This is a genomic window from Streptomyces sp. NPDC058632 (genome assembly GCF_042717095.1).
Lineage (GTDB): Bacteria > Actinomycetota > Actinomycetes > Streptomycetales > Streptomycetaceae > Streptomyces.
This window is the reverse complement of the sequence record NZ_JBHXQZ010000021.1, coordinates 30,480-54,794: the sequence shown is the minus strand read 5'-3', so window position 1 is coordinate 54,794 and position 24,315 is coordinate 30,480. Positions and strand designations below refer to the sequence as shown.

The 24,315-nt window shown below is 72.3% G+C and carries 21 protein-coding genes; 7 read left to right on the top strand and 14 right to left on the bottom strand.

Translation table 11 applies throughout. From position 1 onward, the window contains the following. Positions 1–63: 63 nt before the first annotated feature. From ACFWVE_RS10900 to ACFWVE_RS10880, 5 genes are all read left to right on the top strand, one after another. Positions 64–2,415, top strand: coding sequence for a hypothetical protein (locus ACFWVE_RS10900; protein WP_384010680.1), 2,352 nt, complete (start codon positions 64–66; stop codon positions 2,413–2,415). Beyond that, positions 2,408–3,487, top strand: coding sequence for a hypothetical protein (locus tag ACFWVE_RS10895; RefSeq protein WP_384010676.1), 1,080 nt, complete (start codon positions 2,408–2,410; stop codon positions 3,485–3,487). The genes ACFWVE_RS10900 and ACFWVE_RS10895 overlap by 8 nt, the downstream gene beginning before the upstream one ends. After that, positions 3,484–6,510 carry a hypothetical protein gene (locus ACFWVE_RS10890; RefSeq protein ID WP_384010671.1) on the top strand — a complete coding sequence of 1,009 codons (3,027 nt, stop codon included), beginning with the start codon at positions 3,484–3,486 and terminating at the stop codon, positions 6,508–6,510. The genes ACFWVE_RS10895 and ACFWVE_RS10890 overlap by 4 nt, the downstream gene beginning before the upstream one ends. Next, positions 6,507–8,054: a vWA domain-containing protein gene (locus tag ACFWVE_RS10885; protein ID WP_384010668.1), complete on the top strand. Its 1,548-nt coding sequence runs from the start codon at positions 6,507–6,509 to the stop codon at positions 8,052–8,054. The genes ACFWVE_RS10890 and ACFWVE_RS10885 overlap by 4 nt, the downstream gene beginning before the upstream one ends. 141 nt (positions 8,055–8,195) lie before the next feature. Next, on the top strand, positions 8,196–8,927 hold the full coding sequence (locus ACFWVE_RS10880) for a hypothetical protein (protein ID WP_384010664.1): 732 nt from the start codon (positions 8,196–8,198) through the stop codon (positions 8,925–8,927). Here the strand turns inward: ACFWVE_RS10880 and ACFWVE_RS10875 are convergent. From ACFWVE_RS10875 to ACFWVE_RS10845, 7 genes are all read right to left on the bottom strand, one after another. Beyond that, on the bottom strand, positions 8,897–9,232 hold the full coding sequence (locus ACFWVE_RS10875) for a TcmI family type II polyketide cyclase (RefSeq protein WP_384010659.1): 336 nt from the start codon (positions 9,230–9,232) through the stop codon (positions 8,897–8,899). The genes ACFWVE_RS10880 and ACFWVE_RS10875 overlap by 31 nt on opposite strands. A gap of 28 nt (positions 9,233–9,260) precedes the next feature. Next, positions 9,261–9,743: an SRPBCC family protein gene (locus ACFWVE_RS10870; RefSeq protein WP_384010655.1), complete on the bottom strand. Its 483-nt coding sequence runs from the start codon at positions 9,741–9,743 to the stop codon at positions 9,261–9,263. A gap of 2 nt (positions 9,744–9,745) precedes the next feature. Further along, positions 9,746–10,006, bottom strand: a complete 261-nt coding sequence (locus ACFWVE_RS10865) for an acyl carrier protein (protein WP_384010651.1) — start codon at positions 10,004–10,006, stop codon at positions 9,746–9,748. 27 nt (positions 10,007–10,033) lie between these two features. Further along, positions 10,034–11,281, bottom strand: a complete 1,248-nt coding sequence (locus ACFWVE_RS10860) for a ketosynthase chain-length factor (protein ID WP_384010648.1) — start codon at positions 11,279–11,281, stop codon at positions 10,034–10,036. Then, a complete protein-coding gene (locus ACFWVE_RS10855) occupies positions 11,278–12,546 on the bottom strand; it encodes a beta-ketoacyl-[acyl-carrier-protein] synthase family protein (protein ID WP_384010643.1) in 1,269 nt (422 codons plus the stop codon). The genes ACFWVE_RS10860 and ACFWVE_RS10855 overlap by 4 nt, the downstream gene beginning before the upstream one ends. After that, positions 12,543–13,025 (bottom strand): cupin domain-containing protein, encoded by a 483-nt coding sequence (locus ACFWVE_RS10850; protein WP_384010639.1) that lies wholly within the window; start codon positions 13,023–13,025, stop codon positions 12,543–12,545. Before ACFWVE_RS10850 ends, ACFWVE_RS10855 begins: the two co-directional genes overlap by 4 nt. 68 nt (positions 13,026–13,093) lie before the next feature. After that, on the bottom strand, positions 13,094–14,233 hold the full coding sequence (locus ACFWVE_RS10845) for a SchA/CurD-like domain-containing protein (protein ID WP_384010636.1): 1,140 nt from the start codon (positions 14,231–14,233) through the stop codon (positions 13,094–13,096). A 246-nt stretch (positions 14,234–14,479) separates the two neighbouring features. Between ACFWVE_RS10845 and ACFWVE_RS10840 the strand changes: the two genes are divergently transcribed. Beyond that, positions 14,480–16,141: an FAD-dependent oxidoreductase gene (locus ACFWVE_RS10840; RefSeq protein WP_384010632.1), complete on the top strand. Its 1,662-nt coding sequence runs from the start codon at positions 14,480–14,482 to the stop codon at positions 16,139–16,141. Positions 16,142–16,163: 22 nt separating this feature from the next. On the opposite strand, the gene ACFWVE_RS10835 is transcribed toward ACFWVE_RS10840, so the two are convergent. Further along, entirely contained in the window at positions 16,164–17,138 is a 975-nt protein-coding gene (locus ACFWVE_RS10835) for a hypothetical protein (RefSeq protein WP_384010628.1), read from the bottom strand. A 251-nt stretch (positions 17,139–17,389) separates the two neighbouring features. Continuing rightward, complete coding sequence (locus ACFWVE_RS10830; RefSeq protein WP_384010624.1) at positions 17,390–18,853, bottom strand: glyceraldehyde-3-phosphate dehydrogenase; 1,464 nt, start codon at positions 18,851–18,853, stop codon at positions 17,390–17,392. 232 nt (positions 18,854–19,085) lie between these two features. On the opposite strand from ACFWVE_RS10830, the gene ACFWVE_RS10825 reads away from it, so the two are divergent. Then, positions 19,086–19,487, top strand: a complete 402-nt coding sequence (locus tag ACFWVE_RS10825; protein WP_384010622.1) for an SseB family protein — start codon at positions 19,086–19,088, stop codon at positions 19,485–19,487. 28 nt (positions 19,488–19,515) lie between these two features. Here the strand turns inward: ACFWVE_RS10825 and ACFWVE_RS10820 are convergent, their stop codons facing one another. From ACFWVE_RS10820 to ACFWVE_RS10800, 5 genes are all read right to left on the bottom strand, one after another. Beyond that, positions 19,516–19,905, bottom strand: coding sequence for a MarR family winged helix-turn-helix transcriptional regulator (locus tag ACFWVE_RS10820; RefSeq protein WP_384010619.1), 390 nt, complete (start codon positions 19,903–19,905; stop codon positions 19,516–19,518). A gap of 77 nt (positions 19,906–19,982) precedes the next feature. Then, on the bottom strand, positions 19,983–21,014 hold the full coding sequence (locus ACFWVE_RS10815; protein WP_384010617.1) for a LacI family DNA-binding transcriptional regulator: 1,032 nt from the start codon (positions 21,012–21,014) through the stop codon (positions 19,983–19,985). After that, positions 21,011–21,916, bottom strand: coding sequence for a carbohydrate ABC transporter permease (locus tag ACFWVE_RS10810; RefSeq protein ID WP_384010614.1), 906 nt, complete (start codon positions 21,914–21,916; stop codon positions 21,011–21,013). Before ACFWVE_RS10810 ends, ACFWVE_RS10815 begins: the two co-directional genes overlap by 4 nt. Beyond that, positions 21,913–22,890, bottom strand: coding sequence for a carbohydrate ABC transporter permease (locus tag ACFWVE_RS10805; RefSeq protein WP_384010611.1), 978 nt, complete (start codon positions 22,888–22,890; stop codon positions 21,913–21,915). Before ACFWVE_RS10805 ends, ACFWVE_RS10810 begins: the two co-directional genes overlap by 4 nt. Continuing rightward, the gene (locus ACFWVE_RS10800) at positions 22,887–24,209 is read right to left on the bottom strand and encodes an extracellular solute-binding protein (protein ID WP_384010608.1); all 1,323 of its coding nucleotides are present in this window, start codon (positions 24,207–24,209) and stop codon (positions 22,887–22,889) included. Before ACFWVE_RS10800 ends, ACFWVE_RS10805 begins: the two co-directional genes overlap by 4 nt. Positions 24,210–24,315 lie beyond the last annotated feature (106 nt).

Here is a 24,315-nt window from a genome sequence, read left to right as displayed (position 1 = left end):
GTTCTGTGACCCGGGGCGGTGACGGGGGCGGCGGCCCGAGGGGGGAACCGTGATGAGTGGCAGGTGGCCGGACGCAGGTCCGGCACCCGTGGGCGCCGGACCTTCCGCGACCCGTGGGCGCCGCGCGTGACGCGCGTCCGCCGCGACGGACCCGAGCACGGCCGGCCGCGGTCCACGGATGCCGGGTACACCGCCGCCTGGCCGCCCGGGCACTGCCCCGTCTGCTGGTCGGGAGGGGCCGGACGGCGCTGCGGAGCCTGCGGATGGGAGCCGGGGGAGGCGACGGCGGCCGGCGGCCCGGCCGCGCGGGACGCGGAGATCGCCGCCTGCTGGTCCTGGGACATGTCCGCGGCCGTCCTCGCGACCCGGCACCTGGCGGCCGAAGGCCGCTCCCGCGGCGTGACGCCGGGCGGCACCGTCGACCTCCGGCTGAGCCCTCTGATCCGCCGCGCCCCCGCGACGGCCGTCCATGGCCCGCGCCCCTTCGACGCCCCCGACCCGTTCGATCCGTCCGGCTTCCCCGGCCCGATCGGCACGGGGGAGCGGAGGGACGTCGCGGGAAGCCCCGCCGGCGCCGTGTCCCTGCTCACCGCGCTCGCGGCCGGCGAGTACGACGCCGTCTGCGTCCTCGGGATCTCCGCCACCGGACTGGCCCTGCGGGAGCTGGGCCGCTGCCCGCAGGGGACCGGATGGACGCACAACTCCCCGGGCGGCGATTTGAGGTGGCCGGACCTAGCGCCCTGGCTGCCCGCGTCGACGGCGGAACGCGCTTTCCTGCTGGCCGGCGGCATCGGGGTCACACCCCCCTACGGGACACGCGGGGTGCCCCGGGCCGCCGACCAGGCATGGGAGCCCGCGGTCCGCCGCGCCCTCGCCGCCATGCTGGCCCCCCTCGACGCCGCACGCTCACAGGGCCGCGCCGTCCCGCTGGTCCTCGTCGGCCAGGCCCACGGCTGGCGCTGGCCCAGCTACGCGGCGCGAGCCCTGACGGCCAGGACACCGGCCGCGGCCCGGATGCTCCTCGACGCCGCCGACCCGCGCGCCCTGGACGACATCGTCCAAGGTGTCTGCCGCCAGGTTCCGCTGCGGCACGGCTACGCCCTGCTCACCCGGCCCGCCCCGGGAGGCTCACCGGACCAGCGGGCGGATGCCGGGGCCCGCATCCTCTTCCCGGGCGGTACGACGCTGCCCGAGGAAGGCGAACTGTTCGCCTCCGTCGAGCTGTTGGCGGACGCGGATGGAGCCGGCGACGGGGACGCGAGCACGCGTGCGGGTCCAAAGGCGCCCCCGGCCGCCGATGCCGACCGTGCACAGGACGACGTGTTCGCCCTTCCGCTGGTGACGGCCAGGGGCGCCCGGACCGAGGACTGGCCGGTGCTGCACACGGGACGCACACGGGTGCGGCCCGGACGCCGGACCACGGTCACCGTCGCCCTCGACAGCCACGGCGGACTCCGTTTCACGGAACCGGAGTCGTCCACCGACAGCCGGACCGGGCGAACGCTGCCGCACTCCACCGCCGCGGACTCGGACGCGGACGCCGACCGGGGCGCGGGCGCCGGCGCCGACGCGCCCCGGGCCACCGCCGCCGACGTACTGCTCCTGCTCGAACTCGGCGGCTCCCAGGCCGAGTCCGAGCGCCGCGTCCGCTTCCTGCGGTCGGTGCTCCGTCACCTCGGCGCCGCCGTCCCGCCGGGCCCCGGGGCGGGCCGGCCCGGTGGGGAGATCCCCAAGGCCCCGACGGGCCTGCGGATCGGACTCGTCGGGTACGAGGACCACAAGGTCCTGCCGGTGCGCGCCGGACCGGAAGGCGACTGTGTGCTGAGCGTCTGGGGCCCCGGTTCCGCCGAGGCCGCCGCCGAGGCCGTCCGCCGGTTCCCCGTACGGCCCGTACGGCACGACTACGGTGCGCCGCTGGAGGACGCCCTGCACGCGGCCGCCCACTGGCGGCACTGGCGCGACGGAGCCCGGCACCTGCTGCTCGTCCTGGCCCGCAGGCCGCCCCACCCCGCCCGCCAGCAGTCCGACCTCAGCCTGCCCTGCCCCGAGCGGTACGACTACGAGGAAGCCCTGCGCCGGCTGCGTACGGTGGTCTGTCCCGACCTGACCGTCATCGGCGTCCGCGACGCGGCGGCCGTGGACACCTCCGGAGGCTGGCGTCCCCAGACCCGCGAGCGGCTCCGCCACATCTGGCGCGACCTCGGCCGCGACCACCTGTTCACCCTCGGGACACACACCCCCGAAGACATCGCCTCGTGCGTCGACCACGCCCTGGGGCGCCCCGCCGGAGCCCCCGGGCTGCTGACCGACCCCGCCACCGCACCGGCGGCCCTCGGAACCGCCCGCCGCCCTGGCGCGCGTATCGACTCGTCGGCGGTACCACCCAGCCAGAAGGACAGTGAGCACCATGAATGAGAACAAGCCGGACGAACCCCGGTTCCCACCGGTGGAAATGGCGAGCAGGACGTACGAGCGGAACACGGCGGACGGGGAGGCCGAGTACGTCGGCAGCGAGCCGGCGTACGCCCCGCCGGTCGAGTTCACCCCGGGAGAGCAGGAGGGGGAGACCCGGATCGGGGTCTGGGGCGGTCCCTCCTCGGGCAAGACCACGTTCCTGGGCGCCCTGCGGTTCGCCGCGCTCGACCCGTCCGGTCCGTTCGGCCGGTGGCAGGTGGTGCCGTCCGACGACGTGTCGGAGAGGTTCATGGTGGAGACTGCGCGGGACCTGGCGATCGGCGGGGTGTTCCCCCGGGCCACCCAGGCCGTGCGCTCGTACGCCTGGCGCTTTCGCGGGGACCTCAGCGGCACCGCCTTCGGCAGGCGCCGCCTGTGGCGCAGGCGGCCGGCGAACCGGGTGGAGTTCGAGCTGAGCGTGCTCGACGTGCCCGGCGGCGCCTACGAAGACCTCAGGGGCGACGGCCTCGCCGCTCGGAGCATCGATCACCTGGCCAGGGCCCAGGGACTCGTCTACCTCTTCGACCCGGTGCGCGAGGCGAAGGACAGCGACTCGTTCGCCTTTCTCAACGGCGCCCTGACCCGGATCACCCGCCTGTGCATGCAGGAGAACCGGCTGGACGGCCCCTATCTTCCGCACCACCTCGCGGTCTGTCTCACCAAGTTCGACGACCCGGAGATCTTCCACCGGGCCCGGCGCGGCGGCTGGACCGACCTCGGGCCGAACGGCGTGCCCGTGGTGTCCGACCCCGCCGGATTCTTCGACTGGCTCGCCGACGACCTGCACGGCAGCACCATGCGCCTGGTGGGGCAGACCCTGCGCGCCAACGTCCATCCCTCGCGCCTGCACTTCTTCACCTCCTCGGCGATCGGGTTCGGCACGATGCCCGGCGGTTCCGTCGACCTGCGGCGCTTCGGGAACGTCAACGTGGTCGACGGGGCGGAGCGCATCGTGGGCCCGCTCAGCCCGTACAACGTCATGGAACCGCTGGTGGCCCTGCTCCTGGGCATGCGGAACGGAGGCCGTCCGTGAACGACGCGTTCACCGTGGAGGCGCTGTGGGCCTGGTACGGCAAGAAAGCGGGCTCACTGGCCGAGTACGACGTGATGCACTGCACCGGGGGAGCGCCCCGCCGCGCGATGTTCTCCGAGTACATCATCGCGGCGAGCCTGGGCAACCCGCCCTCCGCGGCGGCCGTGCAGGACCGGCTGCCCTGGATCTCCGTGGTGGGTCTGCCCTTCACCGACCAACTGTGGACCGGCGTCTCCGTGATGGAGACCTCCACCCTGCGCGACGGCGCGAACCGGGCCGTCGCCCCCACGCGCTACCTGCTCATGGACTCCGCCGAACTGGTGCGTCAGCGGGTGGAGTACACCACCCTGTGGGACGCCGTCGCCCCCGTAGGGCTGCCACCGGAGCACGACGAGAGCATCCTGCTGGAGGTGCACCCACCGGCCGTCGAGGGGCTGGCGGAAGGCCTGGACACGATCGCCGACCACGTGCACGGCACCGCCGGCACCGGGCAGCGGTGGGTGGCGGCCGTGCACTGGGCCGCGTCCGTGGCCGCGCTCCTGCTGCACGGCAGCCCCGTCGTCATCACCGGCGGCGGCCGGCTCGACGCGCGGGCCCGGCTGGCCGTGTTCGACGCCGTCGTCGGGCTCCTGCCGTACGGGGTACGCAGCGGGCTGCGCGTGGGCAGCTGCGTCGACGGGGGCGACGAACCGCCCACCCAGCTGGCCTTCGGGCCGGAGCACACGCCGTCCGCCCGGTGCGTGCGGCTCGGCACTCCGCCGCAGGTGCCGGCCGGCCCGCCCGAGGACTACCGGCGTCAACTCACCCGCCTGATCGAGGTCGTGGGCTTCGACGCGGTCACCGCCGGGCTGCGCGGGCTCGACGCGCCCGTCGCGCCGGCCGACCACGGGGCGCTGCTCGGCGCCCTCGGCCGGCTGGACCCGTTCCGCGCGGCGGTGAGCGCCGTCGAGGCCGGGAAACCGTCCGTCCAGGTGGTGGCCGAAGGACTGAACAGCCTGACGGACGGCGAGGACACGGACTCCGACGGCTTCCTGCGGCTCGTCGAGTGCGGGATCGCCTACGCGGTCGAACCCGGGGGCCGGGAGCTGCACGAGGCGCTGCACCGCCACTGGACGCACGAGAGGACCGGACCGCGGGTGTCCGTGCTCATGGCGGAAGCCCTCCTCAACGTGGTCCTGAGCGGTGCCTCGCACGCGGTGGACAGCACCTCGTGCCGCACCAGGCTGCACGCGTTGTGGCGGCTGGTCGAACAGTGCCGGAAGGAGGCCGAGGTGCTGCGGCTGCTGCCCGGCCCCGGACAGCCTGCCGACGGCCGGCGCCTGCGGTACGCGGCAGAGTGCCTGTGCCTGCTGGGCCCGGACAGGGTGGCCGACGGCCGGGCCGACGCGGTGCGCGCCCTTTGGGACTCGCGCCGGCTCACCCTGGAGGTGCTCGCGAGGGAATCGGCCGACCCCGCGCGGCTCGTGGACTGGCTGACCCCGCTCGCGCCGGCCGCGCCCGACGCTCCCGCCTGGCTGCGCGCCTGGGCGGTGCTGTCGGTGCGCGAGGCGAGGCGGGCGTCCCGGGCCGAGCCGCGTCCCACCGCCGAGGACGCCGTCCATGTGCTCACCGCCACCGTCCGCGCACGGCGGCCCGACTGGACGGCCGAGGCCGTCGGGTGGCTGTGGCCGCAGCTGTACGCCGTCGCCGCCGAGCCCGGGGACGGCGGACGAACGGGCGAGGACGGAGCCACCTTCCGGCTTCCCTTCCTGGGCCGGAACAGGAACCGGGGCGGATCGCGGAAACCCTCCCCGGCCGGGACACCGGACACCCCGGAGAACCCGCGGGCTCCGGAACACCCGCCGGTCTCCCCGGACCCGGCCGCCCACGCAGCCTCCGCCGCCCCCGCAGACCGTGCGGACCAGGCCGCCCCGGAGGCCCCGTTCGGGCCTCCGGACGGGCGTACGCTGAGGGGCCTGCTCACCGCGGACCCGGACGTGTGGCAGCACTGCAGGGCGTCGGCCGACGTCCTGAGCTGTCTGGTGGACGTTCCTCCCGTCGGGCCCCCGTGGCGCGAGGCTGCATGCCTCGCCTACGCCCGGAGCCTGCACCAGATCTTCCAGGACAGGAACCTGGAGCCCTTCCTGGACCTGCTCGTGAGCGAGCTCGCCGGGCCCGTGCTCGACGAGCCCTGCGGCCAGGAGGGCGAGTCCGTCGTGCTGTCGGCCCTCCTCCAGGTGCCGCACCCGGCGGCCGCCGCGGACCTGCGCCGGCGCGTCGCCGCCCGGGACGAGGAATGGCGGCGACGGCAGGCGGCCTGGGAGCGGGAGCGCGCCGTCCAGGCACAGCGGCTCTCCGAGCGCGAAGCCGCCCACAACGCACACCTGCGCGCCACCCGCCGGGCGCAGGAGAACCAGGTCGTGCGGCAGGCCGCCCCGGAGCGGCACACCGGCACCGGCCCCCCCACCGCAACCGGACCCGGCGCCGGCCCTCCTTCCCGCTCCGCTCCGGCGGCCACCGGACCCCGCGCGGGCCACGGACGTCCACCCGTCGTCGGCGGCGCCGCCCGGACGGGCGGCGCGCCGGACCCGCTGGAACGCCTCGATCGCGCCGCCCGGCTGCCCCGTTCCTCCCGGGACATCGCGGCGATGTGGGCGCCGTTCACCCTCGACCTGGAATCCGCCGTGGGCCGCCATGCCGTCGAAGCGGTCGGCCGCTGGTGGGAGAAGGCCCAGGACGGGGAACGCGCCGCGCTCTTCGGCCATCTGGAACGCGCGCTGCTCACCGAGCACCAGTGCGGCATCGACGTCACCACGGACATCCTGCACGAGATCAGGCGCATGGTCATGGCCGGCCGGGCCTCCGGCCACAGCGGCGGAGGATGGCAGGCCGGGCCGGTGCTCCGGGAGGCGAAGCGGGACCTGCGCGCACGCCGCTCGCGGGTGCGGGAACTGCGGTGGATACGGCTGATGGCCCACATCAACCTGGCACCGGGAACGCCGCGCAAGCCCAAGAAGTGGAACAGAGGGAGCACCGACCGATGAGCAACAACCGTTCCCGGCCCGCCCGGCCCGCCCGGCGCGCACTCGCCGCGGCACTGGCCGCCGCCTTCCTGACCCTGGGGCCCGTGCCGGGCCCCCTCGCTCCCGCCCGCGCCGCGGACTCCGGCGACCTGGAGCAGTTCCTGGACTCGGTGGTGGGCACCCGAGGCGCCGGCTACGCGATCGTCGTCGACACCTCGCAGTCCATGGCGAACGACGGCTCGTACGACAAGGTCCGGTCGGTGCTCCCCGCGTTCCTGAAATCCCTGCACCCCGAGGACCTGGTCTGCCTGATCCCCTTCAGCGGGAGTGCGCGCGCCTGCGACATGGTCTCCCGCGACGAGGCCCTCGCGGAACTCGACCAGGCGCTGCCCGCCACCCCCGACGGCCCCGCGTCCAACTTCGGGCGCGCCTTCGAACAGGCCCTGGACGGACTGCAACGGGCCGGCACCGATGTCGGCGGGGTGCTGCTGCTGTCCGACGCGCAGATGCACGCGCCCGACGACGTCAAGTACCGCGACTTCACCGCGAGCGGCTGGCCCGCCCTGCGCAAACAGGCCTCCGGCCTGCCCGCCGACCGCACCCTGACCGGCTACGGCATCGCCCTGGCCCCCGGCGCCGAGGTCGAGCAGGTCCTGGCCAAGGTGTTTCCGAGCTACCGCATGCTCGACGCGTCGGGATCCCGGACCCGGGAGGCGATGACGGCGGCCCAGGACGACACCCGTCTGCTCCAGGCCGACCGGGCCGTGACCGGAGACAAGGGCAAGGGCGTGTCCGTCTCCTGGCCGGGCGCGTCCGGCGACGGGCCGGTACCGGCCGGATCGGACCTCCGCCTGCGGCTGACGGCCACCACCGACGCACTGCCCGTGCGCGTCACCGGCCTGCGGATCGAAGGGCTCCCCGAGGGCATCGAGCCGACCGGTGGCCTGCCCCGCTCGGTCGACCTCGAGCCGGGGGAGTCCCGGGACATCGACATCACGCTCAGCTCCACCACCGCCCAACGCGAGGGGTGGGGGAGCGGCCCTCGCACCGAGACCTGGCAGCTGTCCGTCGACGGCCGGGTCAGCACCCCGGTGGCGGGGGCCGCGGAGCGGTTCACCGACCGGCGGCCACGGCTGGCCACCGTCCCGGCCGGGGAGTCCCTGACGGTGCGGGGGACGGCGCAGGTCACCGTCGACCCGACGCGGTGGGCCGCCGCGCTGGGCGCTCTCCTGCCGCTCCTGGCCGTGGTGGCCGTCCTGCTGCTGCGCCGGTACCGCCCGGTCCGGGGCCTGCTGTCCGCCGAAGGGGTCGACAACCGGCAGCCCGTGCAGATCCCCCTGCAGGGACGCGGCGAGGTCACCGTGGATCTCTCCTCGCTCCTCGAGGGCGACGGATCGGTCAGGATCCGCAGCGTCCCCGGCCCGCTCCGCGAGCAGCCGCCCATCCGGCTGCGGTGCCGCACCGCCGACCGGCCGGAACGGGAGATCGTCTGTCCGCCCGGCCAGACCGTCCTGCTGTGCGGTATCGAGTTCCACTACGCGCCGCTGCCCGCGCAGCGGAGATGACCGGCGTCCCGCCCGGCAGCGGCCGCCCGCGGCGCTCCCGGGAGGTCACCGTGAAGCTCGTGGCCGGGCGGTCCGATGCCACGGCTCACCCGGGTGATCAGCGGTGGCGGGGTGTCATACCGTTCCTCCGGGCCGAGGGGGGTGAGTCTGCCCGGCCGGCTCCGGGCGCGGAACCCGACCGTCTCCCACAACGAGGCCACCGGCAACTGCGTCGCCGTGTTGGTGGCGGGCGACGGGTCCAAGTCCGCCGCCGGTGAGCTGCGGGTGACCCACGATCACCTCCACGCCGACAACAAGCACTGCGCCGCCACACCCCGGCGCCCCTTCCTGCAGGGCACGGGCATCGTCCTCACCGGAGCCGACGACACCCCCAGGACCGTGGACGACCTCGTTCGGGCGGTGAAGACCCAGCCGCACAGCCTGCGGTGCATCGCCCTGCGGTGCATCGCCCTGTGGTGCTCCGAACCGCGGGCCTGGAACGTCCGGCCGCTCCTCGACGAAGCGGTCCGCCCGGGTGGCAACGTCTTCGAGGACGTCCACGGCCGGGAGTTCTTCGACCACCCGGGCGACGTCTCCTCCGTCGTGGACATCGGGGGCGGCCGGGCCACATCCCGTACGGGCGGACCTCCACCTCGTCAAGAACGTCCTGGAGTGGGACGACGACAGCACCCGCCGGGCCCTGGCGGGCATCCGCGCGGCCGCGCGGCCCGGAGCGCGCCGTCCACGCCTTCGAGTGCACCGCCCCCGGCTGATCCGCACCGCGCCGGCCGGGTCCAACCCCGAGGCCGCCGGCTCCGCGACATGCGCGGGACCGGCGGCCTCGGGGTTGTTCCGGCCGGCGCTCAGGAGCCGGCGCCGCGCTCCCAGTGGTAGAAGCACTGCGCCATGGCGTCCTTGGGGCCGCGCCAGGTCTGGGGGTCGTACGGGCTGACGTACGCCTCCAGCCGTTCGCTGATGCCGCGGAACTCGGGGTGTCCGGCCACCTTCGCGATGGCGGGCGCCGGGTCCCGCTCGGACTCGATGAGGTGCAGATACACGTCGTCGCCGAACTGGAAGAGCCGGCGCCTGTTCACCCCGACCAGACGGGGGAGTTCACCCCGGTCGGAGGCGGCGAACACATCGGCGATCTGCGTCGCCGAACCGGGCGCCATACGGGCCACGATGAGTGCGTGGTGCATCGACGGTCCTTTCCGGATCGGTCGGCGGTCAGCGGGAGGTGACGGACGCGGTGCCCCTGCGCTCGCCGGCGGCCTGCTCGATCCGGTCCCGGATGAGCGCCATCTGCGTACGCGAGTTGCGGTTGATGTTGTCCGTCATCCAGGCGTCGTCGACCGGGGCGTCGGGCTTCATCGCGAAGTCCTGCGTCCAGTTCATCCGGACGCCGTCCGGCAGCTGCTCGTACTCCCACAGGATGTCCATGTGGGCGAACGGGCCCGTCTCGACACGGCGGGCGCGCACGGTCCGGCGTGCCCGGTCGGGGGTGCGCTCGGAGACCCAGCTCCACACCTTCCCGTTGTCGTCCGGGTGCATGGTCAGCCGGAACGTCGTGGTGTCGCCCTCGCGGGAGAGCACCTCGACCGACGCGTACTCGCTGAACAGGTCCGGCCAGTTCTCCAGGTCGTTGGTCATCTCCCAGACGAGGTCGAAGGGAGCGTCGACGGTGATGCTGTTCTCGGTGTGTCCTGCCACTTTCAGGCTCCAGCCTTGAGGGTGCTGTTGACGAGGTCCAGAAACTCCCGGGGCGACTTGCAGCGCTCCGAGTCGGGAGGAAGTGAGAGGCCGTACCGGTTCTCCAGCTCGCCGACGATGCCGAGCAGGCCGAGCGAGTCGAGGCCGAAGGAGTCGAAGGGGGACTCCACGGCCTGCTTCAGCTCCTGCGGGTCGACGGTGATGCCGGCCGCCTTCTTCATCAGGACGGCCAGTTCGTCGACGGTCACTTCGGTGGTGATCATGAGTGTCTGCTCCTTCCCCGCCCGGACCTACCGGGCGGATTCGCCGCGGCGCACGACCAGCGCCGCGTTGGAGCCCATGAGTCCCCTGCTGAGGACGAGGGCCGTGCGCAGCTCGGCGGGCCGAGCGCGCGACATCACGAGGTCGAGGTCGTGGCAGATGTCGAACACGTTGGGTGTGGGCGGCACCTGACCGTGTTCCATCGCGAGCACCGCGGCCACCGTGTCCAGCACGGGCGCCGCGCAGTGGGCCCGTCCGAAACCGGTCTTCGGCGCCGTGACGGGGACCCGCCTGCCGTGCGCGCCCAGCGCGTCGGCGATCGCCAGCGCCTCGGCGCGGTCCGCCTCCGGTACGCCCATCGCGTCGGCGAACACCACGTCGATGTCCTCCGGCGCGGCGCCCGCCTCGTCGAGGGCGCCGCGGATCGCACGGGCCAGACCTTCCCGCGACTCCTCCCACCGGGAGGCGCCGGTGAAGGTGGCGGCATGGCCGGCGAGGGTGGCCCGCACCGGCACCCCGCGCTCACGGGCCCGGGTCTCGTCCTCGACGACGAGCAGCGCACCGCCCTCGGCGGGCACGAACCCGCAGGCCTTCGCGGTGAAGGGACGGTAGGCGAGGTCCGGGTCCCCGACGGTGCTGATCTCGGGGTAGCCGAGCTGGCAGACCATCGAGTACGGGGCCAGCGGGGCCTCCGCGGCCCCGACGACCATCGTGTCGGTGCCCCGCCGGACCGCCCCGGCGGCGTGCGCGAGGGAGTCGAGACCGCCGGCCTCGTCGCTCGCCACCACGCCGCACGGGCCCTTGAAACCGCTGCGGATGGAGATCTGGCCGGTACTCGCGGCGTAGAACCAGGCGATGGACTGGTACGGGCCGACGAACCGGGGGCCCTGCCCCCAGAGCTTCTGCAGCTCACGCTGTCCGAACTCACCGCCGCCGGAACCGGCCGCGGTGACCACGCCGATGGAGAACGGCTCCGCGGGATCACCGCTGCCGATCCCGGCGTCGTCGAGGGCGAGGGCGGCAGCCGCCATCGCGAAATGGCTGAACCGGTCGGTCTGGACCAGGAACCGGTCCTCGATGAGGGCCGCCGCGTCGAAGGAGCGGACCTCGCCCGCCACCCGCAGCGGCAGGTGTCCGCAGCCCTCGCGGGTGATCCGGTCCAGCACGCTGATGCCTTCGCTGACGGACTTCCAGTAGGCGTCGGTCCGCTGTCCGCCCGGCGCGATCACACCGATGCCGGTGACGGCCGCGCGGCGGGGTTGCCGAGTGCTGCTCATGGTGTCCTCCCGCCCGGCCCGGTCAGTAGCACCGCGGACTGGAAGCCGCCGAACCCGCTGCCGACGGAGAGCACGTTCCTCAGCTTCCGGGGGCGGGCGGTGCGCGGCACGTAGTCCAGGTCGCACTCGGGGTCGGGGGTCTCGTAGTTCGCCGTCGGCGGCACGGCCTGGTGCTGCAGGGCGAGCACACAGGCCACCACCTCGATCGCGCCGATCGCGCCGAGCGAGTGCCCCACCATCGACTTGATGGAGCTCATGGGCGTGTCGTAGGCGTGGGCGCCGAGGGACCGCTTCACCGCGGCCGTCTCGTGCCGGTCGTTCTGACGGGTGCCGGAGCCGTGCGCGTTGACGTAGTCGATCAGTGTGGGGTCGAGACGGGCCTGGTCGAGGGTGCTGTCGATGGCTCGCGCCATCTCCAGGCCCTCGGTGGTCAGACCGGTCATGTGGTAGGCGTTTCCGTACGTGGCGTAACCGCCGATCTCGCAGTGGATCCGCGCGCCACGGGCCCGCGCGTGCTCGTACTCCTCGAGGACCAGGACCGCCGCGCCCTCGCCCATCACGAACCCGTCGCGGTGCGCGTCGAAGGGGCGGGAGGCGTGCTCCGGGTCGTCGTTGTTCGGCGACGTCGCCTTGATGGCGTCGAAGCACGCCATCGTGATCGGTGAGATCGGCGAGTCGGACGCCCCGGCGATGCAGACGTCGGCCCGGCCCTCGGCGATGGTGTGGAAGCCGTATCCGACTGCGTCGAGCCCGGAGGTGCAGCCCGTGGAGACGGTCTGCACCGGACCCCGTGCGCCGAACTGCTCGGCGACCACCGAGGCGAGCGTGCTCGGCTGGAACGCCAGGTGCAGCTTGGGGTCGGCCGCCCGGTGGTCCACGTCCCAGCGGGTGCCGTGCTCGCTGACCTGGACGTAGTCGTGCTCCAGCCGGGTGGTGCCGCCGACCGCACTGCCCAGCGACACCGCGGTGCGCCACGGGTCGCCGTCGGCCTGGTCGATCCCGGAGTCGCGGACGGCCTCCCCGGCGGCGACCACGGCGAACTGGATGTACCGGTCGGCGTGCTGGCACAGATCCGGATCGAGTCCGTGGTCGAACGGGTCGAAGTCGCACTCGGCGGCTATCCGCGAACGCAGGCCGCTCGGGTCGAACAGGGTGATGCCGCGGGTCGCGGTGCGGCCGGCCGCCAGAAGGTCCCAGAACGCTGTCGCCCCGGTGCCACCGGGAGCGACCACACCGATACCGGTGACGGCCACCCGGCGGGTCACTTTATGGCCTCACTGCGTTCGGCAGGCCGGCCCTGTCCGGTCCCGGACGCGACCGGACCGCCCACGGTCAGCTGGGGGCCGGCCTCGGAGCCGGCGTTCTCCTCGGTGTCGACGTGCCCGAGGCTCGGATGCGGGGCGAGCGGGCCCAGGTGGAAGACCATGCGGGCCTCGGCGTCGGAGACGTTGCGGAAGCGGTGCCGCATGTCGGTCGGGATCATCAGGGCCTGCTCGGCCCGCAGCGCGAACGGCTCCCCGTCCAGGTCGACTTCGAGCGCGCCGCTGACGACGTACACGAACTCCTCGGAGTACGGGTGGTAGTGCTCGCCGATGCGCTCACCGGGCTGGATGACGGCCAGACCCATGAAGCCGCTGGTGGAACCCACCGTGGCCGGGGTGAGGAGGGTCCTGAGATCGCCTCCGCGCCTTCTGTTGGGTTCCGTCTCGCTCAGGTCCACGATGCGTGGATGCTGCTTGGACATGGTTGGTACCTCCGGGTGGGGCGGGGGCGTCCGGGCGGGGCAGCCGCGGACGTCACCACGGTGTGCCGTCAGAAATCCGCCGCGTCGCGGTCGGTGACGGGCAGCATGACGGCGTGCGACAGCAGCCGGTTGAGGTTGCGTTCCGAGTTCAGCGGGGCGTCGACGCCGACCGCCGCGCCGTCCAGGAGCCGTTCCAGCTCCGCCGCCTTCCCCGCGCCCTTGACGCCGAGGGCCCATTCGGGGTCGCGGTCGAGGTCGCCGGTGACGTCGACTATGCGGACCACGACGTCGTCGCGCTGGAAGACGGTACTCGTGAAGACCGGGCTGTCCGGGTCGCCGGCCGCGGCCTCGTCCTGATGGGCGAGGAACCGGGCCAGCTCCGTGCCCCGGCCCTCGACGGCCGGGTAGTACAGCGCGTGCCGCCGCAGGCCGGCGGGCTCGGGGCCGTCCGCGCGGACGTGGTGCACGGAGGGGAGCGCGGCCCGGGTGAAGAACACCCGCGCGGAGCCGGGCTCGGACAGATCCCGCTCCTGTTCCAGGTAGGGGTCTATGGCCTCCTCGACCGCCCGGATCCCGGGCTGAGCGGCCACGTGGCGCAGCGCCGCGGGCAGATCGCCCTCGACCTCCACGGCCCGCACCACGCGGTTGCCGTGCATGAACACCGAGGTGCGGCGCAGTCGCGTGTTCCCGTCCAGATGGGCCTCGGGGGAGGCGTACCCGGTCAGGTGCTCCGCGACCTTGGACTCGCTGCCCGGCTTGACGGTGAAGGTGAGCGCGTGGCGGGCCACTCCGTCGCCCACGCGGGCCTGGGCCTGCAGACCGGACCGCGCCTTGCGCTCGGTGCGCGGCTCCGTCTCGCGCAGAACGCTGTAACGCATCGAGCGGGTGTCGCGGACGCAGCTGTGCATCGGGCGGACGATCTCGATGTGCTCCTCGCTGTTCACCCAGGCGAGGAAGGGGAGGGCGCTCTCCCACTCGCTGGTGATGAGCCACTGCGAGGGGTTCTCGATCGACTGGCAGAGCTGGTCCTGGATGTGACCGGGAATGGACGCGACCTTGCTGCTCATGTGCTCGTAGGCCTCGAGGAACTGTTCCTGTGCCCCGTCGTACAGGTCGAGCAGCAGAATCACCCGCAGCCTGGAGCCGTCGAACGCCGACTGCGCTATGCGTCCCGGCACGGGTCCCGTCGTGCGTTCCGTCGTGGTCATCCGGTGCACCTCTCCTCTTCTTCATGAAGGTTCCTCGATGGAGGTCGGGAACGGACCCGTCGCCGAAACGGCCGGGCTCGCCCTGAACCGATCGTTGACGCGCCCCGCGATGTCCGCGAGACACACGGGGCAGGTGGGTGAACCACGCGTCAACCGGGTGCGGCCGGGACGCGAACCGGTCCGTACCGGGCATGGATGCCGCGTCCTGTTCCATCGCCCGTCGAGGGCGACGCTGGAGGCACTTCAATGAACCGATCGCAAGAGGCCGGCAAGACCGGCCACCACACGTCCGTCCTCATCGTCGGCGGATCCCTCGTGGGCCTGTCCATGTCCGTGTTCCTGGGGCGTCTGGGCGTGCCGCACCTGCTCGTCGAACGTCACACGGGCACGTCGATCCACCCGCGCGGGCGCGGCAACAACGTGCGCACCATGGAGCTGTTCCGGGTGGCCGGAGTGGAGCAGCAGATCAGGGAGGTCGCGTCGGTCCTCGCGGACAACCACGGCATCATGCAGACGCCGAGTCTGGTGGACGGCGACGGCGAGTGGCTGTTCAAGGAGATCGACCCCGGAGGCGGGCTGGCCCGGTTCAGCCCCGGGGGGTGGTGCCAGTGCAGCCAGAACGACCTCGAACCGGTGCTGCTGGCCCACGCCCGCGAACTCGGCGGCGATCTGCGCTTCGCGACCGAGCTGATGTCGTTCGACCAGGACGACGACGGGGTGACGGCCCAGGTCAAGAGCCGGGAGACCGGCGAGCACACCACCATCCGCGCGGACTACCTGGTCGCCGCGGACGGCCCGCGCAGCCCCGTGCGGGAGCGGCTCGGCATCAGGCAGAGCGGTCCGGGCGACCTGTTCCACAACGTGAGCGTCACCTTCTCCTCCCGCGACCTCGCGGGCGTCGTCGGCGACCGGCGGTTCATCGTCTGCTACCTGACGAACCCGGAGGCCGACGGGGCACTGCTGCCCGTCGACAACACCGAGAACTGGGTGTTCCACGCTCCCTGGCACCCCGAACACGGCGAAACGATCGAGGAGTTCACCGACGAGCGGTGCGTCGCCCACATCCGGCGGGCGGTCGGGGTGCCCGACCTCGATGTCAAGATCACCGGCCGGGCCGCCTGGCACGCCGCCGAGCGGGTCGCCGAGCGGTACACCGACCGCCGGGTGTTCCTCGCCGGGGACTCGGCCCACGAGATGTCACCAACCGGGGCGTTCGGCTCCAACACCGGCATCCAGGACGCGCACAACCTCGCCTGGAAGCTCGCCGCCGTCCACGGCGGCTGGGCGGGCCCCGGACTGCTGGAGTCCTACGACGCCGAGCGCCGCCCGGTGGCCGAGGCGACCAGCGCCCGCGCCTCGAACCGCTCGGTCGAGCACAGCCACCCCGGCTACACGCCCGCGGCGGGCGCCGGCAGCAAGGGCCCCAAGGGCGGAATCCTCAACGTGGCGCTGGGCTACCGCTATCCGCAGGGCGCGGTCGTGGGCGGCGACCCGGCGGCGCCGGTCGTCCCGGAGGGCCTGCAGCTGACGGGGGAACCGGGCACCCGGGCCCCCCACCTGTGGCTGGACCGCGACGGAGTCCGCATCTCCACCCTCGACCTGTACGAGCGGTCCCTGGTGCTGCTGACCGGCGAGTCGGGCGACGGCGCCTGGCACACCGCGGCGGCACAGACGGCACGGCAGCTGCGGGCGCCGATCGACGCCTACCGGATCGGCACCGGCCCCGCCGCGGACCTGGTGCCGGCCGACGGCGTGGACTGGGCCCAGGCCCACGGCGTCACCGGGGACGGCGCGGTCCTGGTCCGCCCCGACGGATTCGTGGCATGGCGCTCCGAAGGAGCCGCGGCGGACCCCGCGACGGCGTTGCGGAAGGCCGTCACGGACATCCTGGCCCGGGAACGGGACTGACGGTGTGCGCGGTGAGGCGGCGTCAGGCTCCTCTGACGCCGCCCTGCCGTCCCCGCTCCGCCTTGGCCTTGTGCTGTTCGAACCGCTGGACCGCGGGTCCGTCGTCGTTCCACGGCCACGGGGTCACCATGCCCTGGAGCACCTCGAACACATGGTGCGCGTCGACGGCCCGGCCGGCCGCGCACAACGCGTACGCCAGGACGTTCAAATCCGCCTGGGCCGCCGCGTGCTGGAAGAACCCCGGCTTCGCCCAGAGGGAGGCGGCCTGCTCCAGCGAGGCCGCGACCTGTCCGCCGTCCCACAGCTGACCGGCCGTCATGGCCCGGACACCGCCCTGCGCCACCAGCCCCTGGTACTGCCGGACGGCAGCGGTCAGTTCGATCGCGGCGCACGGCGCGTTGGCCGGTATCCGGGTGCGCACCACATCGATGAAGTCGAGGACGGCCGCGCTCGAGCCCCCTTCCTCCGGCGACAGATGGGCGAGCATCTGCAGATAGGCCTCGCGGTGCCAGCGGTCGCGTCCGGTGGCCTCCCGCCAGATGGCGTTGACCTCGCTCTGCGGATACCGCTCGAGGCGGGCCATGCCGAGCAGGGCCACCCAGGGCAGCGGATCCGCCGGATTCAGCTCCGCGGCCCGGTGGCACTGGGTCACCAGCTGTCCCGCGTCCTCCAGGTGTCTGTCCCGCAGGCCGCGCATCAGGCCGACCCACGAGTGGAACACCAGTGCGTCGGGATTCTTCGGCGATCTGGTCAGCCAGGCCGAGGCCAGGTCGGACCCCGATTCGGCCGTCTCCCCGGCCAGCACGGACACCCGGTGGCTGCGCCGGTCCCAGTTGTCCCCGGTCTCCTCCAGGAACCCCGCGACGAGAGTCACCTCCGTCGACTTGACGCCCCCACCGCGCTTGCTCACCTGCCGCAGGACGCGCGCGAGGGCGTCGTCGTCGAGAGCGGGGACAATACGGGGACGTTTACCGGTACGACTACTGAAGAGCGCCATGTCCGCAGACTAGGAACTGTGCCGGGTTGGGCAACCGATACGAGCCGATCGTTACCGATCCGGACCTCGGCGTGACACGGTTTCGCCACCGCATCGGCACCCGGGGCCTGAACAGGCCCTTACTTACGGGTAGTTGAGGAAGTCGACGCAGAGCGGCGAGGCAGGGCCGGCCTGCTCGCCGACCACGCCCCGCCGCACCTTTCGCGTACCTTCCGTCCATATGTCCTTCCCGGCGGCCCGTGCCCGGCCGGTCAGGAAGCCGGAACCGGCGCCGGCGCCGGCGCCGGGAAGGTCGGGTACTCCACTCCGGAGACGTGCTGGACGACCCGGACGACCTGGCAGGAGTAACCGAACTCGTTGTCGTACCAGAGGTACAGGATCGCGTTGTCGCCCTCGACCTTGAGGGCGCCGGCGTCGACGATCGAGGCGTGCCGCGAGCCGATGAAGTCGCTGGAGACCGCGTCGGGGGCGCTGATGAAGTCGATCTGACGCTTCAGCGGCGAGGTGAGCGACACCTCACGGAGGTACTCGAGCACCTCGCCGCGGTCGGCCTCGCGGCCCAGCTGCAGGTTGAGGATCGCGATGGAGACGTCCGGCACCGGAACCCGGATCGAGCTGCCGGTGATGGTCGCCTCGAGGCCGGGCAGCGCCTTGGCGACGGCGGAGGCGGCACCCGTCTCGGTGATCACCATGTTCAGCGGCGCGGAGCGGCCGCGGCGCTCGGACTTGTGGTAGTTGTCCAGCAGGTTCTGGTCGTTGGTGAACGAGTGGACGGTCTCCACGTGGCCGCGCAGCACGCCGTACTCGTCCGCCATCGCCTTGAGCGGCGGGACGATCGCGTTGGTGGTGCAGGACGCGCAGGAGATGATCTGCTCGTCCGGCTTGAGGGTGTCGTGGTTCACGCCGTGCACGACGTTGGGCACGTCACCCTTGCCGGGCGCGGTCAGCACCACCTTGTCGACGCCGGGACGCAGGTGCTGCGAGAGACCTTCGCGGTCGCGCCACTTGCCGGTGTTGTCGATGAGGATGGCGTTCTTGATGCCGTACGCCGTGTAGTCCAGCCGTGACGGGTCGTCGGCGTAGATCACCTTGACCGTGTTGCCGTTGGCGACGATCGTGCTGTTCGCCTCGTCCACGGTGATCGTGCCCTGGAACTGGCCGTGCACGGAGTCGCGGCGCAGCAGGGAGGCGCGCTTGACGATGTCCTGCTCGCCGCCCCGGCGGACCACGATGGCGCGCAGCCGCAGGCCGTTGCCGGAGCCGGACTTCTCGATGAGCAGGCGGGCGAGGAGCCGGCCGATACGGCCGAAGCCGTAGAGGACGACGTCGCGCGGCTCACGGCGGTCGATCTTGTGGTCACCGGTGGCACCCGCCACGGCCTCGGCGGTGAACTCCTCCACCGACTGTCCGCGGTCGTCGGTGCGGTAGGTCGCGGCGAGCAGACCGAGGTCGATCTGGGAGGGGCCGAGGTCGAGCGCGGTGAGCGCCTGGAGGAACGGCAGCGTCTCGGTGACCGACAGCTCCCGGCCGGAGATCTGACGGGCGAAGCGGTGGGTCTTGAGGATCGAGACCACCGACTTGTTCACCAAGGAGCGGCTGTGCAGCAGGACGGTGACGTCCCGCTCGCGGTGCAGCTTCCCGATGATCGGGATCATCGCCTCCGCGATTTCCTCGCGGTGTTTCCAGTTGGTGAACGAGTCTTCGTTGACAGTCACAGGATTATCTTTCGAGCTAGGCGGCGCTCATATGATAACCACGCCGGTCAGGGCGGTCGGAGGGGGTGCCCGTCCTTCGGACGCCGGGCAGGATTGCGGCCCGCGCGATCGGGTACGCGTGCAGGACCGTGCCCGGAGCGGATCCCGGCCCGACCGCTGATCCGCCGTTCTGCCGATCCGCCGATTTCGTCCGGGACGGGTCCGTACGACCGCCGTTACGAGGGAAACTGCCATGGAGACACCCGCGCACGAGAACAACGACCCCACGTCCGCCCAGCGGGCCCTGGACACTCTTGCCGAGAACACCCAGGACGCGGCGGCACTGGACGCCCTCGCCCACAGTGACGTACTCATCCCCGTGCCCGACGACGCGGGCGACGAGGCCGCCGAGCCCGGCGCGGTCGCGCTGCCCGTGATGGAGCAGCCGGACGGCATCCAGGTGGTGCCGGTGTTCACTTCGGAACTGGAGATGTCGGGGCTGCTGCCCTTCGTCTCCCGCTACCGGCTGGTGCCGCTCGGGGCACTGGCCGCGCAGTGGCCGGCCGACGAGCTGTCCCTCACCATCGACGGCAGCTCGGAACACCGCCTCACGCTGACGTCCGAGGGGGTGCGCACCCTGCTCGCCCGTCCCTAGGCGTGCCGCGGCCGTCCGGTGCGGCGGACTACTCGCCCAGCGCGCGGGCCAGGGCCGCGCGCTGGAGCGGCAGTACCTCGGCGTGCAGGCCGCGGCCCTCGGCGGTGAGCGTGACGTAGACGCCCCGCCGGTCCTCCGCGCAGATGCTGCGGGCGACCAGGCCGTCCTTCTCCAGTCGGGCGATGAGGCGGGACAGCGCGCTCTGGCTGAGGTGGACCCGCCCGCCCAGGTTCTGCACCCTGCACTGCTCGCCCTCCTCGGGCGACGCGGTCGCGAGCAGGTCGAGCACCTCGAAGTCGGATGCGCCGAGGCCGTGCGGATGCAGCGCGCGGTCGATCTCGCCGAGGGTGCGCGCGTGCACCGCCAGGATCTCCCGCCACCGCTCCTCGAGCCCGGCGCCGGCCGTCTTTGCTGTCATGGTCGAACGGTAACACTTGTTCGGTATTCAACTAACGGTTGGGCGATGCGCGTCACGCCCGGGCCCGGCGCGCGTTCCTAGGTCGACTCGCGCTTCACCAGTTCCGTCGGGAGGATCACCGTGGCCGGCTCCTCGCCGCCGACCTGGGCCAGCAGGACCCGTACCATCTCGGAGCTGATGCGGTCCCACGGCTGACGGATCGTGCTCAGGCCGGGGCTGGTGGAGACCGCGGCCTGGGAGTCGTCGAAGCCGCCGACCGCCACGTCCTCGGGCACCCGCCGTCCCGCGCGGTGCAGTGCCGTCAGCACGCCCTGCGCCATCAGGTCCGAGGCGACGAACACGGCGTCCATGTCGGGCGCCCCGGCCAGCAGCCGCTCCGCGCCCGCCGCGCCGCTGGCCCTGCTGTAGTCGCCGGAGACGATGAGCCGTTCGTCGCTCCCGATGCCGGCCTCGGCGAGCACCTCCTTGTACCCGGCGAGGCGCTCCACGCCGCCCGGAGTGTCGAGCGGGCCGGTCACCATGCCCACCCTGCGCCGGCCGAGCGACAGCAGATGGCGCACCATGTCACGGGCGCCGTCCCGGTCGTCCGCGGCCACGTAACTCACCTTGGAACCCAGCCCGATCGGCTTGCCGCACGCGACCAGCGGGATGCCCGCCGCCCGCAGCTCCTCGGCCACCGGATCGCCCGAGTGGCTGGAGACCAGCAGCACCCCGTCGACGTGCCCGGCGGTGATGTACCGCACTATGCGCCGCCGTTCGGCCTGCGTACCGGCGATCATCAGCAGCAGCGGAATGTCGTGCGCGGCCAGTGCCTGCGTGCAACCGCGCAGCAGGACATTGAAGTTGGGATCCTCGAAGAACCGCTCCTGAGGCTCAGTCAGCAGGAAGCCGACCGAGTCGGAGCGGCCGGTGATCAGCGAGCGGGCGTGCCGGTTCACCACGTAACCCGTTCTGCGGATCGCGGCGTTGACCGCTTCCGCCGCGGACGGGCTGACGTAGTGGCCGCCGTTGAGCACGCGCGAGACGGTCCCGCGCGAGACACCGGCCTCGCGCGCCACGTCGTGGATCGTCGGCGGCCTGCGCCTGCCCCCCGTGTTGCTCATGGTCATGACTTTACGGCTCCGGACAGCAGATCCAGGCTCCAGAACCGCTGGATGACCAGGAAGAGCGCGACCAGCGGGAACACCGCGAGGAACGCGCCCGTGATCACCAGGGTGTACAACGCCGGCGTGTTGGCGCCCTGTTCGAGGAGCGTGTGCAGACCGAGCGTGATCGGGAACTTCTCGTCGTCGCTGAGCATGATGTACGGCAGCAGGAAGTTGTTCCAGATCGCGACGAACTGGAACAGGAACACCGTCACCAGTCCGGGCAGCATCATCGGCAGCGCGACCCGGGTGAAGATGCGCCACTCGCCGGCCCCGTCCATCCGCCCGGCCTCCACCACGTCGGACGGCACCGACGCCGCGGCGTAGATCCGCGCGAGGTAGACGCCGTACGGGGAGAGGATCTGCGGCAGCAGCACGGACAGGTAGGAGTCCGTGAGGTCCGCCTGGGCGAGCAGCAGGTACTGCGGGACGGCGAGGATCACCGGCGGCATCAGCACACCCGCGAGCAGCACGTTGAACAGCGTCTCGCGGCCCCGGAAGCGGTAGACCGCCAGCGCGTAGCCGCTGACCGCCGACACGCACGTCGACAGCAGGGCGCCGAGGCCGGCGTACAGGGCGGAGTTGCCCATCCACGTCCAGTAGACGCCGTCGCGGTAGGCGTTCAGGTCGGAGAGGTTCTCGGTGAAGCCGGTGCCGGGCCAGAACGTGAACGTGGAGAACAGCTCACTGCCGGACTTGGTGGACGCGATGACCACCCAGGCGACCGGCAACAGGCAGTACAGCGCGCCGAGCAGCAGCGTCAGGGTGGGGACCAGGGCGGTCCGGCGGGGCCGCGCCGGAGCCCGGCCGGTGCCCGGGGCGGTGCCGGCCACGGGCTCGGCCTTGTTCAGGGCCACGGAACTCATCGGGCCGCCTCCTGCTTGTTGCGTCGGTTCGCGGCCCGCAGGAAGCCGAAGGAGAGCACCAGGGTGGCGAGCGCGATGAGGGCGGCCTGCGCGGCGGCCGAGTGGATGTCGCCGTTGCCGAAGGCGTCCTGGTACACCTTCATCAGCGGACTCCATGTGGTGGAGACGGAGTTGGTGAGCGGCTTCAGCGTGGTCGGTTCGTTGAACACCTGGAGCGTCGCGATGATCGAGAAGAAGAAGGTGAGCACCAGCGACGGCGCGACCATCGGGATCTTGATCTTCAGCGCGATCTGCAGGGGGGTGGCGCCGTCCAGCTTCGCCGCCTCGTACACCTCGAGAGGGATGGCCCGCAGCGCGGTGTAGATGACGATCATGTTGAAGCCGGTGCCGCCCCACACCGCGATGTTCGACAGGGCGAGGAACAGCGGACCGCCGTCCAGCAGGTCCGGCTGCGGCAGGCCGAACCTGTCGAGCACGAAGTAGAACGGGCTCACGTCGGGCAGGTACAAAAAGCCCCACAGCAGCGCCGCGATCACGCCGGGGATGGCGTACGGCAGGAAGATCGCGAGCCGGGTGAAGGGCGCGAGCCGCACCCGCTCGGAGTCCAGCATCAGCGCGAACACCAGGGCGAGCCCCAGCATCACCGGAACCACGATGCAGCCGTAGCCGAGCACGCGCAGCGCGCCGTCCAGCAGTTCGCTGTCGGAGAGGGCGGCGGTGTAGTTCTCCAGGCCGGCCCAGACCTCCTTGCGGGCACCCGCGCCCAGGCCGAGCCCGGACACCTGCACCTTGCGGAAGCTGAGCCAGACCGCGTACCCGATGGGCAGCGCGAAGAAGAGCAGGAAGAGAACCGTCGCGGGGATCAGGAAGAGGAAGGGGGCGCTGCGGGTGCGCCTGAGGGCAGAGGTGCGGGACGGGCGGGCGTACGGGGCCCCTTCGACCCCGTACGCCTTCCCACGTGCCGGGGATGTCACGGAGCGACCTCGAAGCCCTGCTTCTTCAGGTCGGCGACCGTGTCCTGCTGCATGCTGTCCACGGCGGCGACGAAGTCGGACTTGTTCTTCGCGGCGGCACCGAAGGCGTCCTTGAACGTCGTGTACGCCACGTTGACGTTCGGACCCCAGGCGGACGGCGCGGTGCTCTGCGCGATCTCGGCGGCCTTCTTGTAGAAGTCCGGCTGGTTGGAGAAGTACTCCGGCGGGCTGGTGAAGGCGCCGCTGAGCTGGGCCGAGGTGGAGGCGGGGTAGATGCCGCTCTCCTTCGCCAGCGCGTTCAGCGCCTCGCGGTCGGTGTTCAGCCAGGCGGCGAACTTCGCGGCGGCCTCCTTGTTCTTGGAGTCCGTGGTGACGCCGGTGGAGGAGCCGCCCCAGCTGCCGGTGCGGTTCTCCTCGTCGGTCCACTGGGGGAGCGGGGCCATGGCCCACTTGCCCTTGGTGTCGGGCGCGGCCGTGCTCAGTGTGCCCGGCGCCCACACGGCGCTGACCCACGCGATCTGCTTGCCGGTGTTGAGCGCCTTGTTCCAGGCCGGGGTGTACATCGGCTGGTTGTCGATGGCACCCTCCTTGACCAGGCCGCCCCAGAACTCGGCGACCTTCTTGGTCGCGTCGTCGGAGATGCCGACCTTCCACTTGGTGCCGGACGTGGTCCACCACTGCGCGCCGGCCTGCTGGGCGAGCCCCGCGAACAGCCCCGAGTCATTGGCGGAGAACGTGGTCAGGTCCGTCTCCGGCGACTCCTCCTTGAGCTTGCGCGCGGTGTCCGCGAACTCGTCCCAGGTCGTCGGCACCGTCAGGCCGTACTCCTTGAACAGGTCCTCGCGGTAGTAGAACATCATCGGGCCGATGTCCTGCGGGATCGCGTACACCGCGTCGGTGCCGAGCGTGGTCTGCTGCCAGACGCCGTCCGCGAACTTGCTCTTCGCGTCGCCCACCTCCTTCGAGATGTCGGCGAGCGCGTCATTGCTGACCAGCGTGGGCAGTGCCTGGTACTCCGCCTGCACCAGGTCCGGGGCCTTGCCCGCCTTGTGCGCGGTGAGGATCTTGGTGACCAGCGTGTCGCCGGACGCCTGCTTCTTCACCGTGACCTTGATCTGCTCCTTCTTGCCGGGACCCTCGTTCCACAGGTCCACGACCTTGTCCATGCCCGGGGCCCAGGTCCAGTACGTCAGTGAGACCGGACCGGACTGGACCCCGCTGTCGTCGTCCGACGACGAGCCGCACGCGGCCAGCGTGGTGGCGCCGAGCGTGACCGCTATGGCGGAACTCACGAGGCGACGGTGCTTCGTGTATCGCATGGAACTCTCCCCTGACCTGGGCCCCCGCCTCTCGCGAAGACCTGCTGCCCAGCTGCGCGCGGCTCGTACCGTGACTCGCGCTGCTCTGTGAGCGTTCACAGTAGAG